Here is a 16309-nt window from a genome sequence, read left to right as displayed (position 1 = left end):
GTGCACTAAACGCTACTGTTTTTATTACAAAACGATAACTGAGGTGACAGGCACGCTTACCCGCGCGTAGTCTTGACCCGTCGCGCCTTATCACTTTAAGAAAAATAGGCTTCTATAAATTTTCTTGGCCTCGGGAGACTGCATGTTCACTTCACACCCCGGCGTGCGCCATGCGGCGCATCACACGCCGGCACGCAGTCTGCCCTCACGACATCGCCCGCTCGCCAAACGCATTGGCGCCATCGCGCTCGCCTTCTCGATCCTTGGCGTGCCGGCGGCGCCTCTTGCTTTTGCCGCCGAAGAATCTACGCCGGCATTGCCCCAGGTCGCCGCAGCTCAACCTGCGAATGACTCCCCGATCGAGGCCCATGACCCGTCGGCCCCAGAGACCCCCGATTGCGTGGTTCCCGGCGAGGAGTATTTCTTCATCGCGGGTTTCCGCTGGGTCAAGTGGTGGATCGAGCATCCGGGCGAAGAGCCGTGCCTCGGTGAGCAGCCGGCTCCCGAGCCCACCCCGGAGCCCGAACCCACCGAGGAGCCCGAGCCCACCGAAGAACCGGTGCCCGAACCGGAATCCACCGAGGAACCGACGCCCGAACTCGAGCCATCTCCGGAGCCGACGGAAGAGCCCAGCCCGACGCCCACGGAGGAGCCTGCGCCGGAACCGGAACCCACCGAGGAGCCGACGCCCGAACCGGAGCCTACAGTCGAGCCCACGGAAGATCACGCCCCGGTGCCCTCGCCAGAGCCGTCACCTGAACCAGAACCAGCGCCCGAGCCAGAGCCAGAGCCTGAACCGGCCCCCGCGATGCCGGCCGCTGCCCCAGCACCCAAAAAGCGCCTCGAAACTCCTGAACCCGAGCCAGAAGCGGAGCCCTCGCGCGAAGCTGAGCCGACTCCCAAGGCGGAGCCCACACCCGAGAGTGAACCCGAGCCTGAGGCAGAATCCGAACCTGAGGCCGAATCCGAGCCTGAGGCCCAAACAAAGCCTGAGGCCCAACCAGAGCCGGAAGATTCTCCCCTTCCTCCCGTTCCCACCCCTGAGCCCGATCCCCTCCTGACTCCGAAAAACGGCGCCACTGAGATTCCCGCGCTCACGGTACCCGAAGAAGAAGAGCCCCAGACCGCTCCCCCGGGCGTTCGCCTGAACCCCACTGAGGCCCCCACGGATGGCTCAACACCTCCCGCGAATGAGATTCGCGGTGAAGAGGACGAGGAAAAGGTCGACACCATCCTTTCGGTGTGGACCAATCCCGATGGAAGTGCGCTCGGCACACTCAAAACCATTCTCGCGACTACGGTCGCGGTAGGCGTCGGTGTCGCCGGAGGTCTCGGTGCCCTGACGCTCAGGGCACGCGCGAAGAGGCCGTAAGCCGTCGCGCGCTACGGCTAGGCGATGTCGCCGCGGTCGCGAAGGCGCGACTTGATGAACAGCAAGATCGACGGAACCGCGCGCTCCATCTTGAGCACGGTGCGATCAAAAAATTTCTGCCCCTCGTAGAACGGGTCGGGAACCTCGAGGTCTTCGGGTTCGGCAACGGCTGGCTTCGCGGGATCGAACTCTCCCCACATGTGAAGCGTGGGCGGTTCCACGCCTTCGGGAATCGCCTCAAGTTTGCGGCTCATTTCCGCGAGGTGCTTGGTGCTCATCGTGAGAACGAGGTCCCATTCGCCGAGCTGGTGGACAAGAACGGTGCGTGCCGCGTGCGCCTCGGGGCTGTACCCGGCACGCTCGAGGGCGAGGACGATGCGGTCGTCCATGGGGAAGCCCTCCGACTCGTACGTGGTTCCCGCACTCTCGACCTCGACGAGTTCCTCGAGCCCCGCCTGTTCGAGGCCGGTTTTGAGCATGACGGCGGCGGCAGGCGAACGGCAGATGTTCGCCGTGCACACGGTCAATACTCGATATTTGCTCACGCCACTATCTTGCCGCATTTTCAGCGCGCGCGTTAAGGCTCCCGTGCGGCGCGTCCACTAGGATAGACAAGCTCCCACCGGGGGCCTGCCGCGATCCGAGGTACAGGGAGGTGTGCGTTGGGCTCACATTCGTTTTCGCGCCCCGACCGACCCCATTGGTCGGCCCGCCTCGAGGATAAGAAAAACACGGCGACTGCCCGGCTCCTTCGAGCTCTCGGCTTCGAGGCCCGAATCCAGCCGTACACGGCGTACGGTTCGCGTACACGACTGCGTGTGCTCGGGCGGGTTCTTTTCGCGGGTGCCGGGACGAAGCCCGATCACTTCGATCAGCCCGTGTACGATATGCGTTCTCTCGCACGGCGCGGATTTCGTAATTTCACGTCGCAAATCGACCCGCACGTACGGGTCGAGGTCACGGTGAGCACCTCCGAGGGGCCGCGGGTTTTTGAGACGTACGCGGATCGCTCGGGCATTGTCGACGACGTCATTGCCGTCGAACTCGAACCTGGACTTCACAGCATCACCCTCAGTACCGATGGCAGCAACACCGTCACGGCGAACGCCCACGTGTTTGACGATGAAGCGCAGGAAATCGCGGTCGTGAGCGACATCGACGATACGGTGCTCATCACGCTTTTGCCCCGGCCTCTCATCGCCGGTTGGAACGCCTTCGTGATCTCGCAGGCCTCGCGCCGCATCGTTCCCGGCATGGCCGTGTTCTACCAGCAGCTTCGCCGCCACTACGGCGAGAATACGCCGTTCATTTACCTTTCAACGGGCGCGTGGAATGTGGCCCCGGTGCTCGAACGCTTCCTGTTCAAGAACGGCTACCCCGCGGGGCCGCTTCTCCTCACCGACTGGGGCCCCACGAACACGGGTTTCTTCCGCTCCGGCACGCGCCACAAACTCACCACTCTCGCCTCGCTGCGCGAGATGTTCCCGAACACGCGCTGGCTCCTCGTGGGTGACGACGGCCAACACGATCCCTCGATCTACGGCAATGTTGTTGATCAACACCCGGAGTCGGTCGCAGCGGTCGCGATTCGCGAACTCACCGACGATGAGCAGGACCTTGCCCACGGCGCCGAACGCCCCCTCGCGTCGATCGGCGCCCTCGGGCGCGCTCTCGTGGGGGCCGTGCCAAAGGTGTGGCGCAGCACGGTAGGGAGAAAAGAGTCCGACGATCGCCCGGCAACCGTCGGACCTTCCTTACACGGCGAAACCCGCACTCCAGCGGATCCTGCACACGAGCGCGCTCACGAGAGTGTGCACGAGCACCACGGCGTGCCGTGGATGAGTGCGCCCGATGGCTTCGGATTGATCAGGGCGGCGCGCGCGATCGGAATCCTCGGCAGCCGCAAAATTCAGGGTGTAAAAAAGAGAGGGTAGCCTCAAGTCAGGGTTCGTCGCGCGTTGATCCTCACCCTGAAGGGGAAAAAAGAGGGGGAGGCATGGACGAAAACGCCTTTACCGTGCGCTACGACGAAGGCGGCCTCGCAAGCGCCGCGAGTCCGCGCGAGGCGCGCGCACGCCGCTACCTGCAGGCCCTCACGGCGCTGTGTCGACGGCACCTCGGCACCCTCATTGCGCTTCTCATTGCGGGCATTCTCGCCGATATTTTCTTGAAGAAAACCTTCGGCATCCACATCTTCTTCATTTCCTTCGTGATCTCGGGAACCGTGTTCGCACTTCTCGGCTACGCGTTCTACCGCAGGGGCCGCGTACTCTACGAGCAAGTGTTCCTCGACCACCGCAAGAACCCGCCAGCTGCTCCCCCAGCCGCGACGGGTAGCGACGCGCTCGAATGGGCCTACTCGATCGACGGTGTTGGGCTGTGGCTCGGCGAGGACTTCCTCGGCCTCGTACCGGATGCGGACCACTACGAGACCTACCCGTGGAGCGAGGTTCGCCTTGAGGAGACAGCGCTCACGCGCATCGGCAAGAAGGACCTCATCGTGCATTTGCCCCACCGACATCTGCGCTATAGCGGTGACAAACTCGGGCTGAGTGCCGCGGAAATTGTCGCGCGCGCGCAAAGCCTTCGCGCCTAACCCAATTTCGCTGTTACAGCAGGTGATTGCGTGACTTTTCAAGTCACGCTCGCGTAAAATCAAAGTGGAACCCACGGGAGCGAGAGGGGCTTCGCTTGGATCAGATGTGCGTCGGTTACGAGGACAACGGCCTCCCGGATACGCGAGAGAAGCTCGGGGCACTTGCGAAGATGCCCTTCGAGTCCCTCGGGGGTTCTCGCGAGGAGATGCACGACTCCCTCCGCAAAGACGTCCCCCATCTCATGAGTGAAGTTCTTCGCGTCGCGGGCGCCTTCCTTGCGATTGGGATCGCGGGGAGCGTGACCCTCTCGCTCCTCAATAGCGACGTTCTTCCGGCTAAACTAAAGTTCTTTGTTCCCTTGATCATGGGGTTCGTGCTCCTTGTCGTCTTGCCGTTCATTCTTCGCATCGTGCAGCGCGCGCGTGTACGCCGGGAACAGCGTCGTGCTGAAAGGGAAGCCGCGAGCGCGTATCACAACGCTCCCATCGAAGGTGTCTATACCCTCGATGAACGCGGGTTTTCGGTGCCGAAAGAGGCACGCTTCAGCGACGCGTTCACGTCAAGTTTTCAGGAGATCCGCGCCAGAGCGAGCAAGATCGTCGCGGCCCCCACGGATCGGACCATCAAGTGGGGTCGCTCGAAGAACGGCAAGGGGCTGTGGCTCGACCGAGAAGGCCTCGCCCTCCTCGAAAAGGGAGGCGAGCGCAGAACCTACCCGTGGCACGATGTGAGCCTCTCGATCACGAAGGCCTCACCAAGGGGCGATACGAATCTCGTGGTGCACCTTCCCCACACCAACATGGTGTATTTCGGGATGTACCTCGACGTTCCGCCAAGCGAGATTATCGCCGCAGCAGAACGGTTCCGATCCGGCCGCTAGAGCACACTCGCGAGGAAGGCCTTGAGCCGCTCCGAACGCGGGTGATCGAGGATCTCACTCGGCGGCCCAGCCTCGACCGCCTGACCTCCATCCATGAACACGACGTGGTCGGCGACCTCGCGCGCGAAGGCGATCTCGTGCGTCACCACCACCATGGTTTGGCCTTCGACAGCGAGGTCCTTGAGAACCTGGAGCACTTCAGCGACGAGTTCCGGATCGAGCGCTGAGGTGGGCTCGTCGAACAGCATGATCTCGGGCTCCATTGCGAGCGCCCGCGCGATCGCAACGCGCTGCTGCTGCCCGCCCGAAAGCTCGCTCGGGTAGTGATCCGCGCGATCACCGAGTCCCACGCGCTTGAGGAGCTCAAGCGCGTTTGAGCGGGCCTCGACCTTGGGCACACCACGCACGTGGATCGGTGCCTCGCACACGTTCTCAAGGGCGGTCATGTGCGGGAATAGGTTGAAGCGCTGGAACACCATCGAGATGCGCGAGCGCTGCGCCGCGATCTCTTTCTCGGAGAGTTTCTGCCAGCGACCGTCGGCGAGCGGCTTCGGGCTGTATCCCTGCAATTCGCCGTCGATGAGGATCTTCCCGCCCGTGGGCTCCTCGAGCTGGTTGATGCAGCGAAGGAGCGTGGATTTACCCGAGCCGGAGGGGCCGATGAGCACGCACACTTCGCCTTCGCCGACCTCGAGGTCGACTCCACGCAGAACGTGCAGGTTCCCGAAGGCCTTGTGGATGTTCTCAAGCCGCACCTTGGGCGCCGCCACCATGGACATGTTCTTTTCCTTGCCGTTGTCGTGTGTCGATGTCGCTACCGAGCTCGTACTCACAGCTCCACCTCCGGAAGCGGATCCTTCGGGGTCGTGCCCAAGGCGTTGACGGATGCCTGTCGCGAGGCGCGCGATCCGGGACGCGCGGCGGGGCGGTCATCGAAGCCGCGACCGAAGTATCGCTCAATGTAGTACTGCCCCACCATGAGCACGCTCGTCACGGCGAGGTACCACAGTGCCGCGACGATGAGCATCGGTACGGGCTTGAATAGGAGGTTCGCGATCGAATTCGAGGCATAGGTGAGATCGAGCGTGAACGGCACGGCGAGCACGAGCGAGGTCGTCTTGAGCATGCCGATCGTTTCGTTGCCGAGCGGCGGGATGATGACGCGCATAGCCTGAGGGATCACGATCCTGCGCAGAATGAGCGAGTTCTTCATGCCGAGAGATTTTGCGGCTTCGCTCTGGCCGCGCTCCACGCTCGTCAGCCCCGCACGCATGATCTCCGCAAGGTAGGCACCTTCGTTGAGGCCGAGCGCTACGGTTGCCGCCCAGAATGCCGTGAAGTACTCACGGGTGGAAAGGCTCACGAGCTCGGGGCCGAAGGGCACGCCGATCACGATCTTCGGAACGATCACGGTGATGAGACCCCAGAACACGAGCTGCGTGTAGACGGGGACACCGCGGAACACGAAGATGTAGGCCCATGAGACACCCCGCAGAACGGGGTTGGAGCTGAGCCGCATGATCGCGGCAGTCAGGGCGATCACCGTGCCAATCACCATCGACACGAGCGTGAGAAGCAGGGTCCAACCAACGCCTTTGATGACCTTGACGTCGAACAGGTAGGTTCCTACGACGTTCCATTCGAAGACCTCGTTGCCCGCGGCGAAGGCGATGAGCCACACGCTGAGCAGTGCAACGATGACCGCGGCGATCCACGTGCCCGGCCTCGGCGCTCGTTTGGCGCGAATCCGGTTCGGGATCGGGGTGTCGATACTCGTATTCATGCCTTCTTGACCTCTGCTTTCTCGATCAGCCCTGCGTCGTTGCCCCACGCGCTCATGATCGTGCGCAGGGCGCCGGTGTCGATGAGATGCTGCACAGCGGCACACAGCGCTTCGGCGAGTTGGTCCTCGCCTTTCTTGACCACGATCCCGTTGAGTGCCGATTCCTCGACGTCGCCGACCTGTTCGAGGCTGCCGCGCGAACGCGCGATCGCGTAGCTCGTGACGGGCGAATCGGCAATGAGCACATCAGCCTTACCACCTGCAACGTTCGTGACGACATCGGAGTTGTTGGCGTAGGCGAGGACGTCCACGGAGCGCCTTCCTTCGGCGCGGCACTGTTCATCGGCGGCGAGGGCGATCTCTTCCTGGTAGGAGCCAACCTGCACCGCGGGGCGTTTGCCGCACAGGTCGTGCGGGTCGATCCCATAGGGGTTGCCTTTCTTGACCGCGTAAGAGATACCGGCCTCGAAGTAACTCACCATGGTCACGGTTTCTAGTCGCTCGTCGTTGATCGTGAAGCCTGAGATTCCCACGTCGTATTTACTGCCCACGGCAGGGATGATTTGGGAGAACACGGCGGATTCGGTGCGAGTTTTGAGCCCGAACACGATACCGAGAGCGGTGAGGAGATCGATGTCGTAGCCCACCGCTTTACCGTTGTTGAGGAACTCGCCGGGCGCGTAGCTCAGCTCGGCCCCATTCACGAGTTCGCCTCGCGCGCGGATTTCTTCGGGCAGGAGTGCGGCAATGTCGTCCTGGTACTCGATCCCGCTGAAATCGACCTCGGGGATGAGACTCGCCTCGGCTGCGAGGGTTTCGGAGGCGCGAGTGCACGCCCCAAGGCTGGGGGCGAGAGCGCCTGCCGCGAGGGCGGCGGGGATCGCGCGGAGGAACGCGCGCCTGGGGGTTCCGACGGCTGCCTGGCGAGCGTCGGACCGACATTCACTAACGTGCATCATTTTGCAATCGTATGCATGATTATTCCTGCGGCGCAAGGCGCCGCACTGTGACCTGCCCCGAGGCCAAAAGACTTGGTGATGAGCATTACACTGGGATTACAGGCATTACCCGGCAAGGAGGCCACCATGAACGAGAGCACCCCCACAAGCCGCGCCACCATGGATGAGGCGAGCTACGCACACTTCCGCCGCCTTGGAACCTCGGGGCTCATGCTCCCGCCAATTTCCCTCGGTTTCTGGCACAACTTCGGGCGAGAACGCTTCGAAGGCGGCTTCGAACACGAGGTTCGCGAACGCCCCAAAGCAGACTTCTCGCGCCAACGGGAGATCGTGCACTACGCCTTCGATCACGGCATCACCCACTTCGACCTCGCCAACAACTACGGTCCGCCCGCCGGCAGCGCCGAAGAGACCTTCGGGGAAATCTTCCGCAAGGACCTTGCTGGACACCGCGATGAAATCCTCGTGACCACGAAGGCGGGCTTTCGCATGTGGCCCGGGCCATACGGCGACGGCGGCAGCAGGAAATACTTGCTCGCCTCGCTCGACCAGTCACTCACGCGCCTCGGCCTCGACTACGTCGACATCTTCTACCACCATCGCCAAGACGACTCGACCCCGCTCGAGGAGTCGATGGGGGCACTCGCGCACGCCGTCAAGAGCGGCAAGGCGCTCTACGCAGGCATCTCGAACTACTCCCCCGAGAAGACCCGCGAGGCCGCAACGATGCTGCGCACCATGGGTGTGCCGCTCGTCGTGAATCAGGCGAGCTACTCGATGCTCTCCCGTACGCCCGAAGAGAGTGCGAGCGGGCACGCGGAAGATTCGCTCCTTGGGGTATGCGAGCGGCTCGGCATCGGGGTCGTCGCGTTCTCTCCGCTCTCGCAAGGGCTTCTCACGAACCGCTACCTCACGGGCATTCCCGAGAAGTCACGCGCCGCGCAGAACGTGTTCCTCGGGGAGGACGTCGCGAAGGACCCCCGCTACCTCGAGAAGGTTCGCGCACTCAGCCGCGTCGCCGACGACCGCGGACAAAGCCTCGCGCAAATGGCCCTCGCATGGGTGCTGCGCAAGCGCGTCGTGACATCCGCGATCGTGGGAGCCTCAAGCGTGCAGCAGCTGCGCGCGAACATCGCTGCTGCACGAACCATCGTGCGCGCGGGCGAGAGCGTTCCAGCCACACACTTCAGCGACGAGGAGATCTCGCGGATCGAGGCGATCCTCGCCGATCCCGTCCTTGAGGACTAAAACATTGGCGAATCCTGGGCGGGAGCGACCGGCTCCTGCTCGGGAGAGTCCGCAATCTCGCTACTTGCGCCCTCGAACTGCGAGCGATACAGCCGCGCGTAGGCGCCGCCCGCCTCGAGAAGCTCGTCGTGGGTGCCCTGCTCGACGATGTCACCGTGTTCCATCACGAGAATCAGATCGGCATCGCGAATCGTCGAAAGCCTGTGGGCAATCACAAATGACGTGCGCCCCTCGCGCAGGGTATTCATCGCCTTCTGCACGAGCACCTCGGTGCGCGTATCCACACTCGAAGTCGCCTCGTCGAGAATAAGCAGTTCGGGCCGCGCGAGGAAGGCACGCGCGATCGTGAGCAGCTGCTTTTCGCCCGCCGATACGCTCGAGCCTTCGTCGTCGATGATCGTGTCGTACCCCTCGGGGAGGTGCTGCACGAAGTCATGCACGTGGGTTGCCTTCGCGGCCTCGAGCACCTCCTCGTCGGTCGCGCCGAGGCGGCCGTAGCGGATGTTCTCCCGGATGGTACCCCTGAACAGCCACGTATCCTGCAGCACCATTCCGGTGCGGCTGCGGAGTTCCTCGCGCGTCATCTCGCGCGTATCCACGCCGTCGATCGTGATCGCACCGCCGTCGATCTCATAGAACCTCATGATGAGGTTGACGAGCGTCGTTTTACCCGCCCCCGTGGGGCCCACGATCGCAACCGTCATCCCGGGGCACGCCACGAGCGACAAATCCGAAATGAGAGGCTTTTCGGGCGAGTAGGAAAAGCGCACGTGGTCGAACCGCACCTCGCCACGACCGGGCGATGTGGCCTCGGCTTTGGTGCGGCAAGCGTCGGACCCCTGCCTCGAGCTCTCCGGGACCTGCTCTTCGGCATCCAAAAACTCGAAAATGCGCTCCGCCGACGCCACGCCCGACTGAAGCTGCGTGACCATCGAGGCCAGGTGCGAAACAGGCTGCGTAAACTGGCGCGAATACTGAATAAAGGCCTGCACATCACCGAGCGTGAGCTGCCCCGAGACGACCTTGAGGCCGCCCACGAGGGCCACCGCCGCATAGGAAATATTCCCCGCAAACATCATGAACGGCATGATGAGCGAGCTGACAAATTGCGCACCGAAGCTCGCGCGATACATCTCGGCATTCTTCTTCTCGAAATTCGCGCGCGCATCCTTCTCACGCCCGAAAACCGTCACGATCTCGTGTCCGGAGAATGCCTCCTCGACCTCAGAGTTCACTTCACCCGTGGCATCCCACTGCTCTCCGAAGAGCTTCTGGGCGCGCTTGCCGATCACCGCGGTAATCACGAGCGCAAGCGGGATCACGATCAATGCGACGAGAGTGAGAATCGGCGAAATCACGAGCATCATGATGATCGTGCCGATAACGGTCAGGGCATCGCTGATAATGCCGCCGAGCGTGTTGTTGAGGGTATTTTGCAGGTTATCCACGTCGTTTGTCACGCGCGACAAGAGGTCGCCGCGCCGCCGAGAATCGAAGTACCTCAGCGGCACGCGATGGAGTTTCTCCTCGACATCACGGCGGAGCCGGTAGATGCTGCGGTACACCACGCGCAAGAGCATCCGGGTTTGCAGCCACGCGAAAAATGCCGCGACCACATACAGCACCGTGACGGTGAGCAGAACCGTGTTGAGGGCACCGAAGTCGATCCCGTGACCGGGATTCAGATCCATGCCCGAGACCATGTCCGCAAGCTGCTCTTGGCCACTCGCGCGCATTCCGGCGACCACCTGGTCCTTCGTGACGCCCGCGGGCATGCGTTTCGAGATGACGCCGTTGAAGATAATGTCGGTCGCCCGACCGAGAATCTTCGGTCCGATCACGCTCAGAATGACCGAAATAATCCCGATTCCGAGGGCGCTGAAAAGCAGGGTGCGCTCAGCCATGAGGAAGCCCATGAGCCGTGTGAAGGACGGCCCGAAGTTTTGGGCTTTCTGCCCGGGACGCACGCCTCGCTCGCTATGCTTCTTTTCCTCGCTCATCGCGCCGCTCCTTCCTCATATTCTTCCGCCGTGCCTTGCGAAGCCACGATCTCCTGATACGTCTCATTCGACTGCAAGAGCTCCTCGTGGGTGCCGCGCCCGACGACTCGGCCGTGATCGAGCACGAGGATCAGATCGGCGCTCGTGATGGTCGAGATTCGCTGCGCGACGATCACCACGAGCGCGTCACGAGTTTCGGGAGCAAGAGCCGCGCGCAACCGCGCATCGGTCTGCAGGTCGAGCGCGCTAAAGGAGTCGTCGAAAAGGTAGATGTCGGGCTTCGCCAAAAGCGCCCGCGCGATCGAGAGGCGCTGGCGCTGACCACCCGACACGTTCGTGCCGCCCTGAGCGATAGGCGACTCGAGCCCGTCGGGCATCTCGGCAACAAAATCGCGCGCCTGCGCAATCGTGAGGGCATGCCACACCTCCGTTTCACTCGCCTCGGGCCTTCCGAACTTCACGTTCGAGGCAACCGTGCCGCTAAACAGATAGGGCCGCTGCGGCACGTAACCGAGGGTGCCGTGAAGCATCTCCGGGGCCGCCTCGCGTACGTCCACACCGTTGACCTTGACCGCGCCCTCCGTGACGTCGAACTGGCGCGAGATAAGCCCAAGGAGCGTAGTTTTGCCGGAACCCGTGCCGCCAATGATCGCGACTGTGTGGCCCGCGTGGGCCTTAAATGAAATGCCTTCGAGAACGGGGCGTTCCGCTCCTGGATACGCGAACGTGACGTCGTCGAATTCGAGCTCGGCGCGCTCACTGACACGCGGATCCCCCGGCTGGACGGCGACCTCAGGAGAAGGAAGCACCACCGAACTGTGCGTATCGAGCACCTCCGTAATGCGCTCGGCGGAAACCATCGCACGCGGAACCATCATCGTCATGAACGTCGCCATCATGACCGCGATGAGGATCTGGATGAGGTAGGCGATAAATGCCGTAATCGACCCCACTTGCATCTCGCCACGGTCAATCGGCCCCGCGGCCACCAGCAGCACGAGCACGGAACTGAACGAAAGAAGGAACATCACGATCGGATTGAGAAAAGCAATGAGGTGCCCAATGCTGCGGTTAATGCTCGTGAGACGCCTATTTGACGTATCAAAACGATCCCGCTCAAAGGGCTCGCGCACGAAAGCCCTGACCACGCGAATGCCCGTGATTTGTTCTCGAAGCACGAGGTTCAGATCATCGATCCGCTCCTGCATCTCGCGAAAAAGCGGGGACGCCTTCCATATGACGAGCGCGATCGCCACGAGCATGAGCGGCACCATGACCGCGATGAGCCATGCGAGCTGCGCCTCTTGCTTGAGCGCAAGCACCACACCTCCGATGCCCGTAATTGGCGCTGACACAAGAAACATGAGCCCAAAGAACGACAGGTTCTGAAGCTGCTGCACATCGTTCGTGTTGCGCGTGATAAGCGAGGCGGGCGTGAAGTGGCTGATCTCTTTCGCGCTGTACGACTGGACTTGCGAGAAAACGTCCGAGCGAAGGTCCCTCGAAAGCCTCATGGCAACGCGTCCCGAAAAATAATTCGCAGCCACGAGGGCGGCGATATTCGCGAGGCTCACGAAGAGCATCCAACCGGCAAGGCGCCAAATCGCGTCGATATCCCCCTTGGCGATGCCGTCGTCAATCATGTCGGCATTAAGCGTGGGGAGGTAAAGCGCGGCGAGCTGCGCCGCGACTTGGAACACCACGACGAGCACGAGCGAGAACCACGATGGTTTCACGTAATTCCACAGGAGTCTCAGGAGGGTCACGGGAGAAAGAGCCTTTCGTGCTCGTGTGGGCGAGGGGAGGCCGACGCCTGCCACGCCCGAGGTGACGACGACATCAGAATATCGCTGCTCGCCACCCCGCAAAAACGACCCAGGCACGATCGACACTGCCTCCCATCACGCGCTGTATTAGCCTTGAGCGGTGAGTAAAACGACCCAGCGCATCGTCGTCCTGATCTTCGCTCTTGCCCTCATCATTCCCGCGGGGCTCGTGGGGATGGGCCAGTTCACGCAGAACAAACAGGGCGAACAGCAGGTGGCTGACTCCGCGCAAGATACCCGCAAGAAGGTCGATCCGGCGAGCCAGCCGAAGCCGACAAACACCACGGAACCATCGCGCGCGGACTTCCCGGGTATCGATGAGGAAACCGAAACGGGAGCGCAGGCGAGCGCCCGGTACCTTTTCGCGGTCTACGCCTACATGATCGGCACTGGTGACACGAGCGCGTGGCGCGAGCTCATGGACCCGTCGTGCGAGGAATGCATGCGCTTCGCCGACAACGCCGAGCAGCTTCACACCGCGGGAGGCTGGATCGTGGGCGGCGACATCACCCTTAGTGACGAGAAGGTGACGCTCACGAAGGGCAGCGGCGCGAGTGATGGCGCCTCGACGACCGCGAAGGTCGACGCGACATTCCACGAGGCACCCGCGCAGCTCATCGACGACCCCACACGCGAACCCGCAACGCGCGGGGCTTCACAGGGGAAGTTTTCCGTAGGCCTCCGTTTCGTTGATGGCCACTGGCGCGTGACATCGATGGCGGTCGGTTAAGACCGCCGGTTAGGCGGGCCTGTACAGAAAGAGGTCCGTGCGGTACGGCATCGAGATTCGGCTGCCGGGCGCGTGCCCGAGGTGCTCATGAAGGTACCAGTCGAGATTGTCGAGGACCTTCGCGCGGATCTTTTCCGAAGCGGTGAGATAGTAGCTGCGGGTCGTCGCAAGGCGCACAAAATCCCACGTGGGGCGCGCATCTCCCCAGTGCTCGACGTGCCGCGTCACGAGCTCGAGCCCCTCACCCACATCGGGGAGAAAACCTTCGCGTTGCACGTCACCCGCGTGCGCAATCCGCGAATACCTGTGCACCCACGGCACGCTCACATCGAGCGTGTTCCACACGAGAGCGAGCACACCGCCTGGCGCGAGAATCCTGCGAACTTCGGCGCTGACCGCATCCCGCTCGAACCAGTGCCACGCTTGCGCGGCAGTCACGAGATCCGCGCTTCCCGCCTCACGAGTGGTGGCCTCTGCCGGCGCCACGCACGCCTCGAACCGCTGCGCCATTTGGCCCGCGACCGCTTGCGTGCGCGCCACTTCAAGCATCGACTCGCTCGTATCAAGCGCCGTCACGTGGCAACCGCGACCGGCAAGGGCAAGCGCGAGTTTCCCTGTTCCGGCGCCGAGATCCACCACGCGGGGGTAGGCAGCGGTTCCGACGGCCGCCAGCATCGCGTCGAGCACTCCGTTTGGGTAACCCGGCCGCACTTCGTCATAGCCGGCGCCCTCGCCTAAAAATCCCTTCGCGAGTTCTTCTTTTCGCTCCCGCGAGCCATAGCGCGGTTCATCGCGACCCGAAATATTCGGAATCGGGCCGGGAACGCTGCGCCTATCGTCAGTACTCACGAAAGCCCACCTTAGCGGGGCTCTTGATGCTCCGCGTAATGGTCTGCAGATTTAGCAAGGTTAACGGCACAAGTGCCACGCGGCGGCGAGCTTGCGCCCGCCGCCGATGGAACCGCTATTGGGGCTAGTCAACGGGGCTGACCCGTACGAGGTTGTGGTCGGGGTCGGCTATCACGAAGGTGCGACCGAAGACATCGTCGTGCGGTTCCTCGATCACGTGCACTCCTTTCGCGACCCATTCCTCGTAGACGTCGTCGATGGCAGAGGAGGGACCGGGAATCATGAGTCCGATTTCGTTCGTGCGCGGTGTTGCTGATGTGAGATCTTCGTTGTGCCCAGTCCAGATTGCGAAAAGCACACCGGGCGCAACCTCAAAAGCGACGTACCGCGGGCTGGTGAAGGTGGGTTCGATGTCGAACAGGCGACTATAGAAATCGGTGGATCGCTCGACATCGCTGACGTAGGTCAGAAACAGATTCGGGACCGGCATGGGTCTCTCCTTAAGTCAGTGGATCAGGGAGCCCCATATAATCAGGCAAAGACGACACCTACTGTCATATTTTCTAAAGGGATTGGGAATGAAGTCGTCCCGGTTGATGTCGATCCTGCTTCTACTGCAAACCCATGAACGAATGACCAGTCAAGAACTGGCTCGCCGCCTCGAGGTATCTTCACGCACGATCTTGCGTGATATTACGGCGTTGTCGGCTGCTGGGGTGCCGATCTACACCGAGCGAGGCCGGGGTGGAGCCATCGTGCTGGACCATCGGGCCCGGCTCGACGTCTCACGCCTCGATCCACATGAACTGCAGCTGCTTTCCGTCGCAGGACTAGATGAGGATCTTCTCGAACAGATCGGGCTCCATGCCGTACATGTCAGAACCCAGCAGAAGCTGACTGCTGTTGCGGCGCGTGAGCAACCTTCCGCCACTCTGCCCTTGCCCGAAGTGCTCCACGTCGATCCCTCTGGATGGTTCACGGCCGAGCAGGAACTCGACGTGGCCGACCTTCTCACCGCTGCACGAAATAGACAACGCATCCGCCTCCGATATCGACGCAGCGGCGAGAGCAGCGGGAAGTGGGTTGTCGCGGACCCTTACGGTCTCGTGAACAAAGCCGGATCCTGGTATCTAGTGGCTGACGTCGCCTCACAACCCCGCATGTTTAACACCAGCCGCATTGAGACCCGCGAGCTGCTTACGGATTCCGCAGTGCTACGACCGGACTGCGATCTGCGCTCAGTGTGGCAAGAACTGCTGACCAGTTTTCAGTCGGCGCCTGGTATCGAGGTGCACGCACAGCTGCGCTCGACCCGCCTAGATCTGGCCCGACGAATCCTTAGAGGGCGAATGATCCGTTTCGACGGCTCCGAGGACGAGTGGACTCATATCGTCGTCCACTATCCAGACGTTGAATCGGTTCGACAGCTCCTCCAATTCGGGGACCACATTCGGATCTTAAGACCAGCCGCAGCGGTGGTTCGATTCCGCGAGATCGCGGTCCAGATCGTGCAGTTTCACTCAGCACAAAGCACTGCCGATCATCGCCGCCGCGATCGCTAACCAGCCCTCGAAAAGAGGTGGATGCCAAGCGCGACGATGAACACGGTTCCACTCGCCATCGCGAGCAGGAGTTCTACGAGAATGCCGATCCCGAGGGTTTTCAAAGTCGAGAGGGTCGAGTTGAGGGCGTCGTGGAACTCACGCTTGCGGCTCAGCTCAACGAGGAAGAAACCGAGAATAAACCCGATGAGGAGGCCCGGGCCGGGGATAAGGAACAGGCCAAGAATCGCGCATCCGATCGCCACGAGGATCGCCCATGTGGGAACTTCGCTCTGCTTGAGTTTGCGGCCGGTGAGCACGTAGCTACTGGTCATGCCTGCGATCGAGAAGACGGCGACAAGCGCGAAGGCAATCCAGCCCGTCCACCCGCCGATCCCGATAGCCCACACGAGCATCCCGAGGAGGATGAGGAAGGATCCGGGAAGCACGGGCAGCACGATGCCCGTGATCCCCACCGCGAAGCACAGCGCGGCGATGATGGTGACGATGATGTCCACGGGCAC

The 16309-nt window shown here is 62.3% G+C and carries 16 protein-coding genes; 7 read left to right on the top strand and 9 right to left on the bottom strand.

The window, feature by feature from the left end; genetic code table 11:
* Window positions 1-142 precede the first annotated feature (142 nt).
* On the top strand, window positions 143-1372 hold the full coding sequence (locus DAD186_RS10790; protein WP_065247182.1) for a hypothetical protein: 1230 nt from the start codon (window positions 143-145) through the stop codon (window positions 1370-1372).
* A gap of 17 nt (window positions 1373-1389) precedes the next feature.
* On the opposite strand, the gene DAD186_RS01310 is transcribed toward DAD186_RS10790, so the two are convergent.
* Entirely contained in the window at window positions 1390-1917 is a 528-nt protein-coding gene (locus DAD186_RS01310) for an arsenate reductase/protein-tyrosine-phosphatase family protein (RefSeq protein ID WP_223845720.1), read from the bottom strand.
* A gap of 117 nt (window positions 1918-2034) precedes the next feature.
* Here DAD186_RS01310 and DAD186_RS01305 point away from each other — a divergent pair, with 117 nt between their 5' ends.
* From DAD186_RS01305 to DAD186_RS01295, 3 genes are all read left to right on the top strand, one after another.
* Window positions 2035-3306 (top strand): App1 family protein, encoded by a 1272-nt coding sequence (locus DAD186_RS01305; RefSeq protein ID WP_065247180.1) that lies wholly within the window; start codon window positions 2035-2037, stop codon window positions 3304-3306.
* Window positions 3307-3368: 62 nt separating this feature from the next.
* Window positions 3369-3968 (top strand): hypothetical protein, encoded by a 600-nt coding sequence (locus DAD186_RS01300; protein WP_065247179.1) that lies wholly within the window; start codon window positions 3369-3371, stop codon window positions 3966-3968.
* Window positions 3969-4063: 95 nt separating this feature from the next.
* On the top strand, window positions 4064-4849 hold the full coding sequence (locus DAD186_RS01295) for a hypothetical protein (RefSeq protein WP_065247178.1): 786 nt from the start codon (window positions 4064-4066) through the stop codon (window positions 4847-4849).
* Here the strand turns inward: DAD186_RS01295 and DAD186_RS01290 are convergent.
* Genes DAD186_RS01290 through DAD186_RS01280 form a run of 3 tightly spaced genes read right to left on the bottom strand, consistent with a single transcriptional unit; the run spans window position 4846 to window position 7591 of the window.
* Window positions 4846-5622 carry an amino acid ABC transporter ATP-binding protein gene (locus tag DAD186_RS01290; RefSeq protein ID WP_167550790.1) on the bottom strand — a complete coding sequence of 259 codons (777 nt, stop codon included), beginning with the start codon at window positions 5620-5622 and terminating at the stop codon, window positions 4846-4848. The two genes, DAD186_RS01295 and DAD186_RS01290, sit on opposite strands and share 4 nt — an antisense overlap.
* A gap of 56 nt (window positions 5623-5678) precedes the next feature.
* Window positions 5679-6632, bottom strand: coding sequence for an amino acid ABC transporter permease (locus DAD186_RS01285; protein ID WP_065247177.1), 954 nt, complete (start codon window positions 6630-6632; stop codon window positions 5679-5681).
* Window positions 6629-7591, bottom strand: a complete 963-nt coding sequence (locus DAD186_RS01280) for an ABC transporter substrate-binding protein (protein ID WP_065247176.1) — start codon at window positions 7589-7591, stop codon at window positions 6629-6631. The genes DAD186_RS01285 and DAD186_RS01280 overlap by 4 nt, the downstream gene beginning before the upstream one ends.
* 126 nt (window positions 7592-7717) lie before the next feature.
* On the opposite strand from DAD186_RS01280, the gene DAD186_RS01275 reads away from it, so the two are divergent.
* Window positions 7718-8839, top strand: coding sequence for an aldo/keto reductase (locus tag DAD186_RS01275; protein ID WP_082991018.1), 1122 nt, complete (start codon window positions 7718-7720; stop codon window positions 8837-8839).
* On the opposite strand, the gene DAD186_RS01270 is transcribed toward DAD186_RS01275, so the two are convergent.
* On the bottom strand, window positions 8836-10839 hold the full coding sequence (locus tag DAD186_RS01270; RefSeq protein ID WP_065247175.1) for an ABC transporter ATP-binding protein: 2004 nt from the start codon (window positions 10837-10839) through the stop codon (window positions 8836-8838). The genes DAD186_RS01275 and DAD186_RS01270 overlap by 4 nt on opposite strands.
* A complete protein-coding gene (locus DAD186_RS01265; protein WP_065248657.1) occupies window positions 10836-12605 on the bottom strand; it encodes an ABC transporter ATP-binding protein in 1770 nt (589 codons plus the stop codon). Before DAD186_RS01265 ends, DAD186_RS01270 begins: the two co-directional genes overlap by 4 nt.
* A gap of 160 nt (window positions 12606-12765) precedes the next feature.
* Here DAD186_RS01265 and DAD186_RS01260 point away from each other — a divergent pair, with 160 nt between their 5' ends.
* A complete protein-coding gene (locus DAD186_RS01260; RefSeq protein ID WP_065247174.1) occupies window positions 12766-13395 on the top strand; it encodes a DUF6318 family protein in 630 nt (209 codons plus the stop codon).
* A 9-nt stretch (window positions 13396-13404) separates the two neighbouring features.
* Here DAD186_RS01260 and DAD186_RS01255 read toward each other — a convergent pair whose 3' ends face one another.
* Together DAD186_RS01255 and DAD186_RS01250 are read right to left on the bottom strand one after the other, a co-directional pair.
* Window positions 13405-14244 carry a class I SAM-dependent methyltransferase gene (locus DAD186_RS01255; protein ID WP_065247173.1) on the bottom strand — a complete coding sequence of 280 codons (840 nt, stop codon included), beginning with the start codon at window positions 14242-14244 and terminating at the stop codon, window positions 13405-13407.
* A 124-nt stretch (window positions 14245-14368) separates the two neighbouring features.
* Complete coding sequence (locus DAD186_RS01250; protein ID WP_065247172.1) at window positions 14369-14734, bottom strand: VOC family protein; 366 nt, start codon at window positions 14732-14734, stop codon at window positions 14369-14371.
* Window positions 14735-14822: 88 nt separating this feature from the next.
* Between DAD186_RS01250 and DAD186_RS01245 the strand changes: the two genes are divergently transcribed.
* A complete protein-coding gene (locus tag DAD186_RS01245) occupies window positions 14823-15806 on the top strand; it encodes a helix-turn-helix transcriptional regulator (protein ID WP_065247171.1) in 984 nt (327 codons plus the stop codon).
* Here DAD186_RS01245 and DAD186_RS01240 read toward each other — a convergent pair.
* Window positions 15803-16309, bottom strand: coding sequence for a DUF456 domain-containing protein (locus DAD186_RS01240; protein WP_065247170.1), 507 nt, complete (start codon window positions 16307-16309; stop codon window positions 15803-15805). The genes DAD186_RS01245 and DAD186_RS01240 overlap by 4 nt on opposite strands.

This window comes from Dermabacter vaginalis (assembly GCF_001678905.1).
Classification (GTDB): Bacteria; Actinomycetota; Actinomycetes; order Actinomycetales; family Dermabacteraceae; genus Dermabacter; species Dermabacter vaginalis.
This window is presented reverse-complemented; position numbering and strand designations above follow the sequence as displayed.

Excerpts from the sequence above, each read along its gene's own strand:
- DAD186_RS01245 (WP_065247171.1), top strand. The coding sequence starts at position 14,823 with ATGAAGTCGTCCCGGTTGATGTCGATCCTGCTTCTACTGCAAACCCAT.
- DAD186_RS10790 (WP_065247182.1), top strand. The coding sequence starts at position 143 with ATGTTCACTTCACACCCCGGCGTGCGCCATGCGGCGCATCACACGCCG.
- DAD186_RS01270 (WP_065247175.1), bottom strand. The coding sequence starts at position 10,839 with ATGAGCGAGGAAAAGAAGCATAGCGAGCGAGGCGTGCGTCCCGGGCAG.
- DAD186_RS01290 (WP_167550790.1), bottom strand. The coding sequence starts at position 5,622 with ATGGTGGCGGCGCCCAAGGTGCGGCTTGAGAACATCCACAAGGCCTTC.
- DAD186_RS01250 (WP_065247172.1), bottom strand. The coding sequence starts at position 14,734 with ATGCCGGTCCCGAATCTGTTTCTGACCTACGTCAGCGATGTCGAGCGA.
- DAD186_RS01280 (WP_065247176.1), bottom strand. The coding sequence starts at position 7,591 with ATGATGCACGTTAGTGAATGTCGGTCCGACGCTCGCCAGGCAGCCGTC.
- DAD186_RS01300 (WP_065247179.1), top strand. The coding sequence starts at position 3,369 with ATGGACGAAAACGCCTTTACCGTGCGCTACGACGAAGGCGGCCTCGCA.
- DAD186_RS01275 (WP_082991018.1), top strand. The coding sequence starts at position 7,718 with ATGAACGAGAGCACCCCCACAAGCCGCGCCACCATGGATGAGGCGAGC.
- DAD186_RS01285 (WP_065247177.1), bottom strand. The coding sequence starts at position 6,632 with ATGAATACGAGTATCGACACCCCGATCCCGAACCGGATTCGCGCCAAA.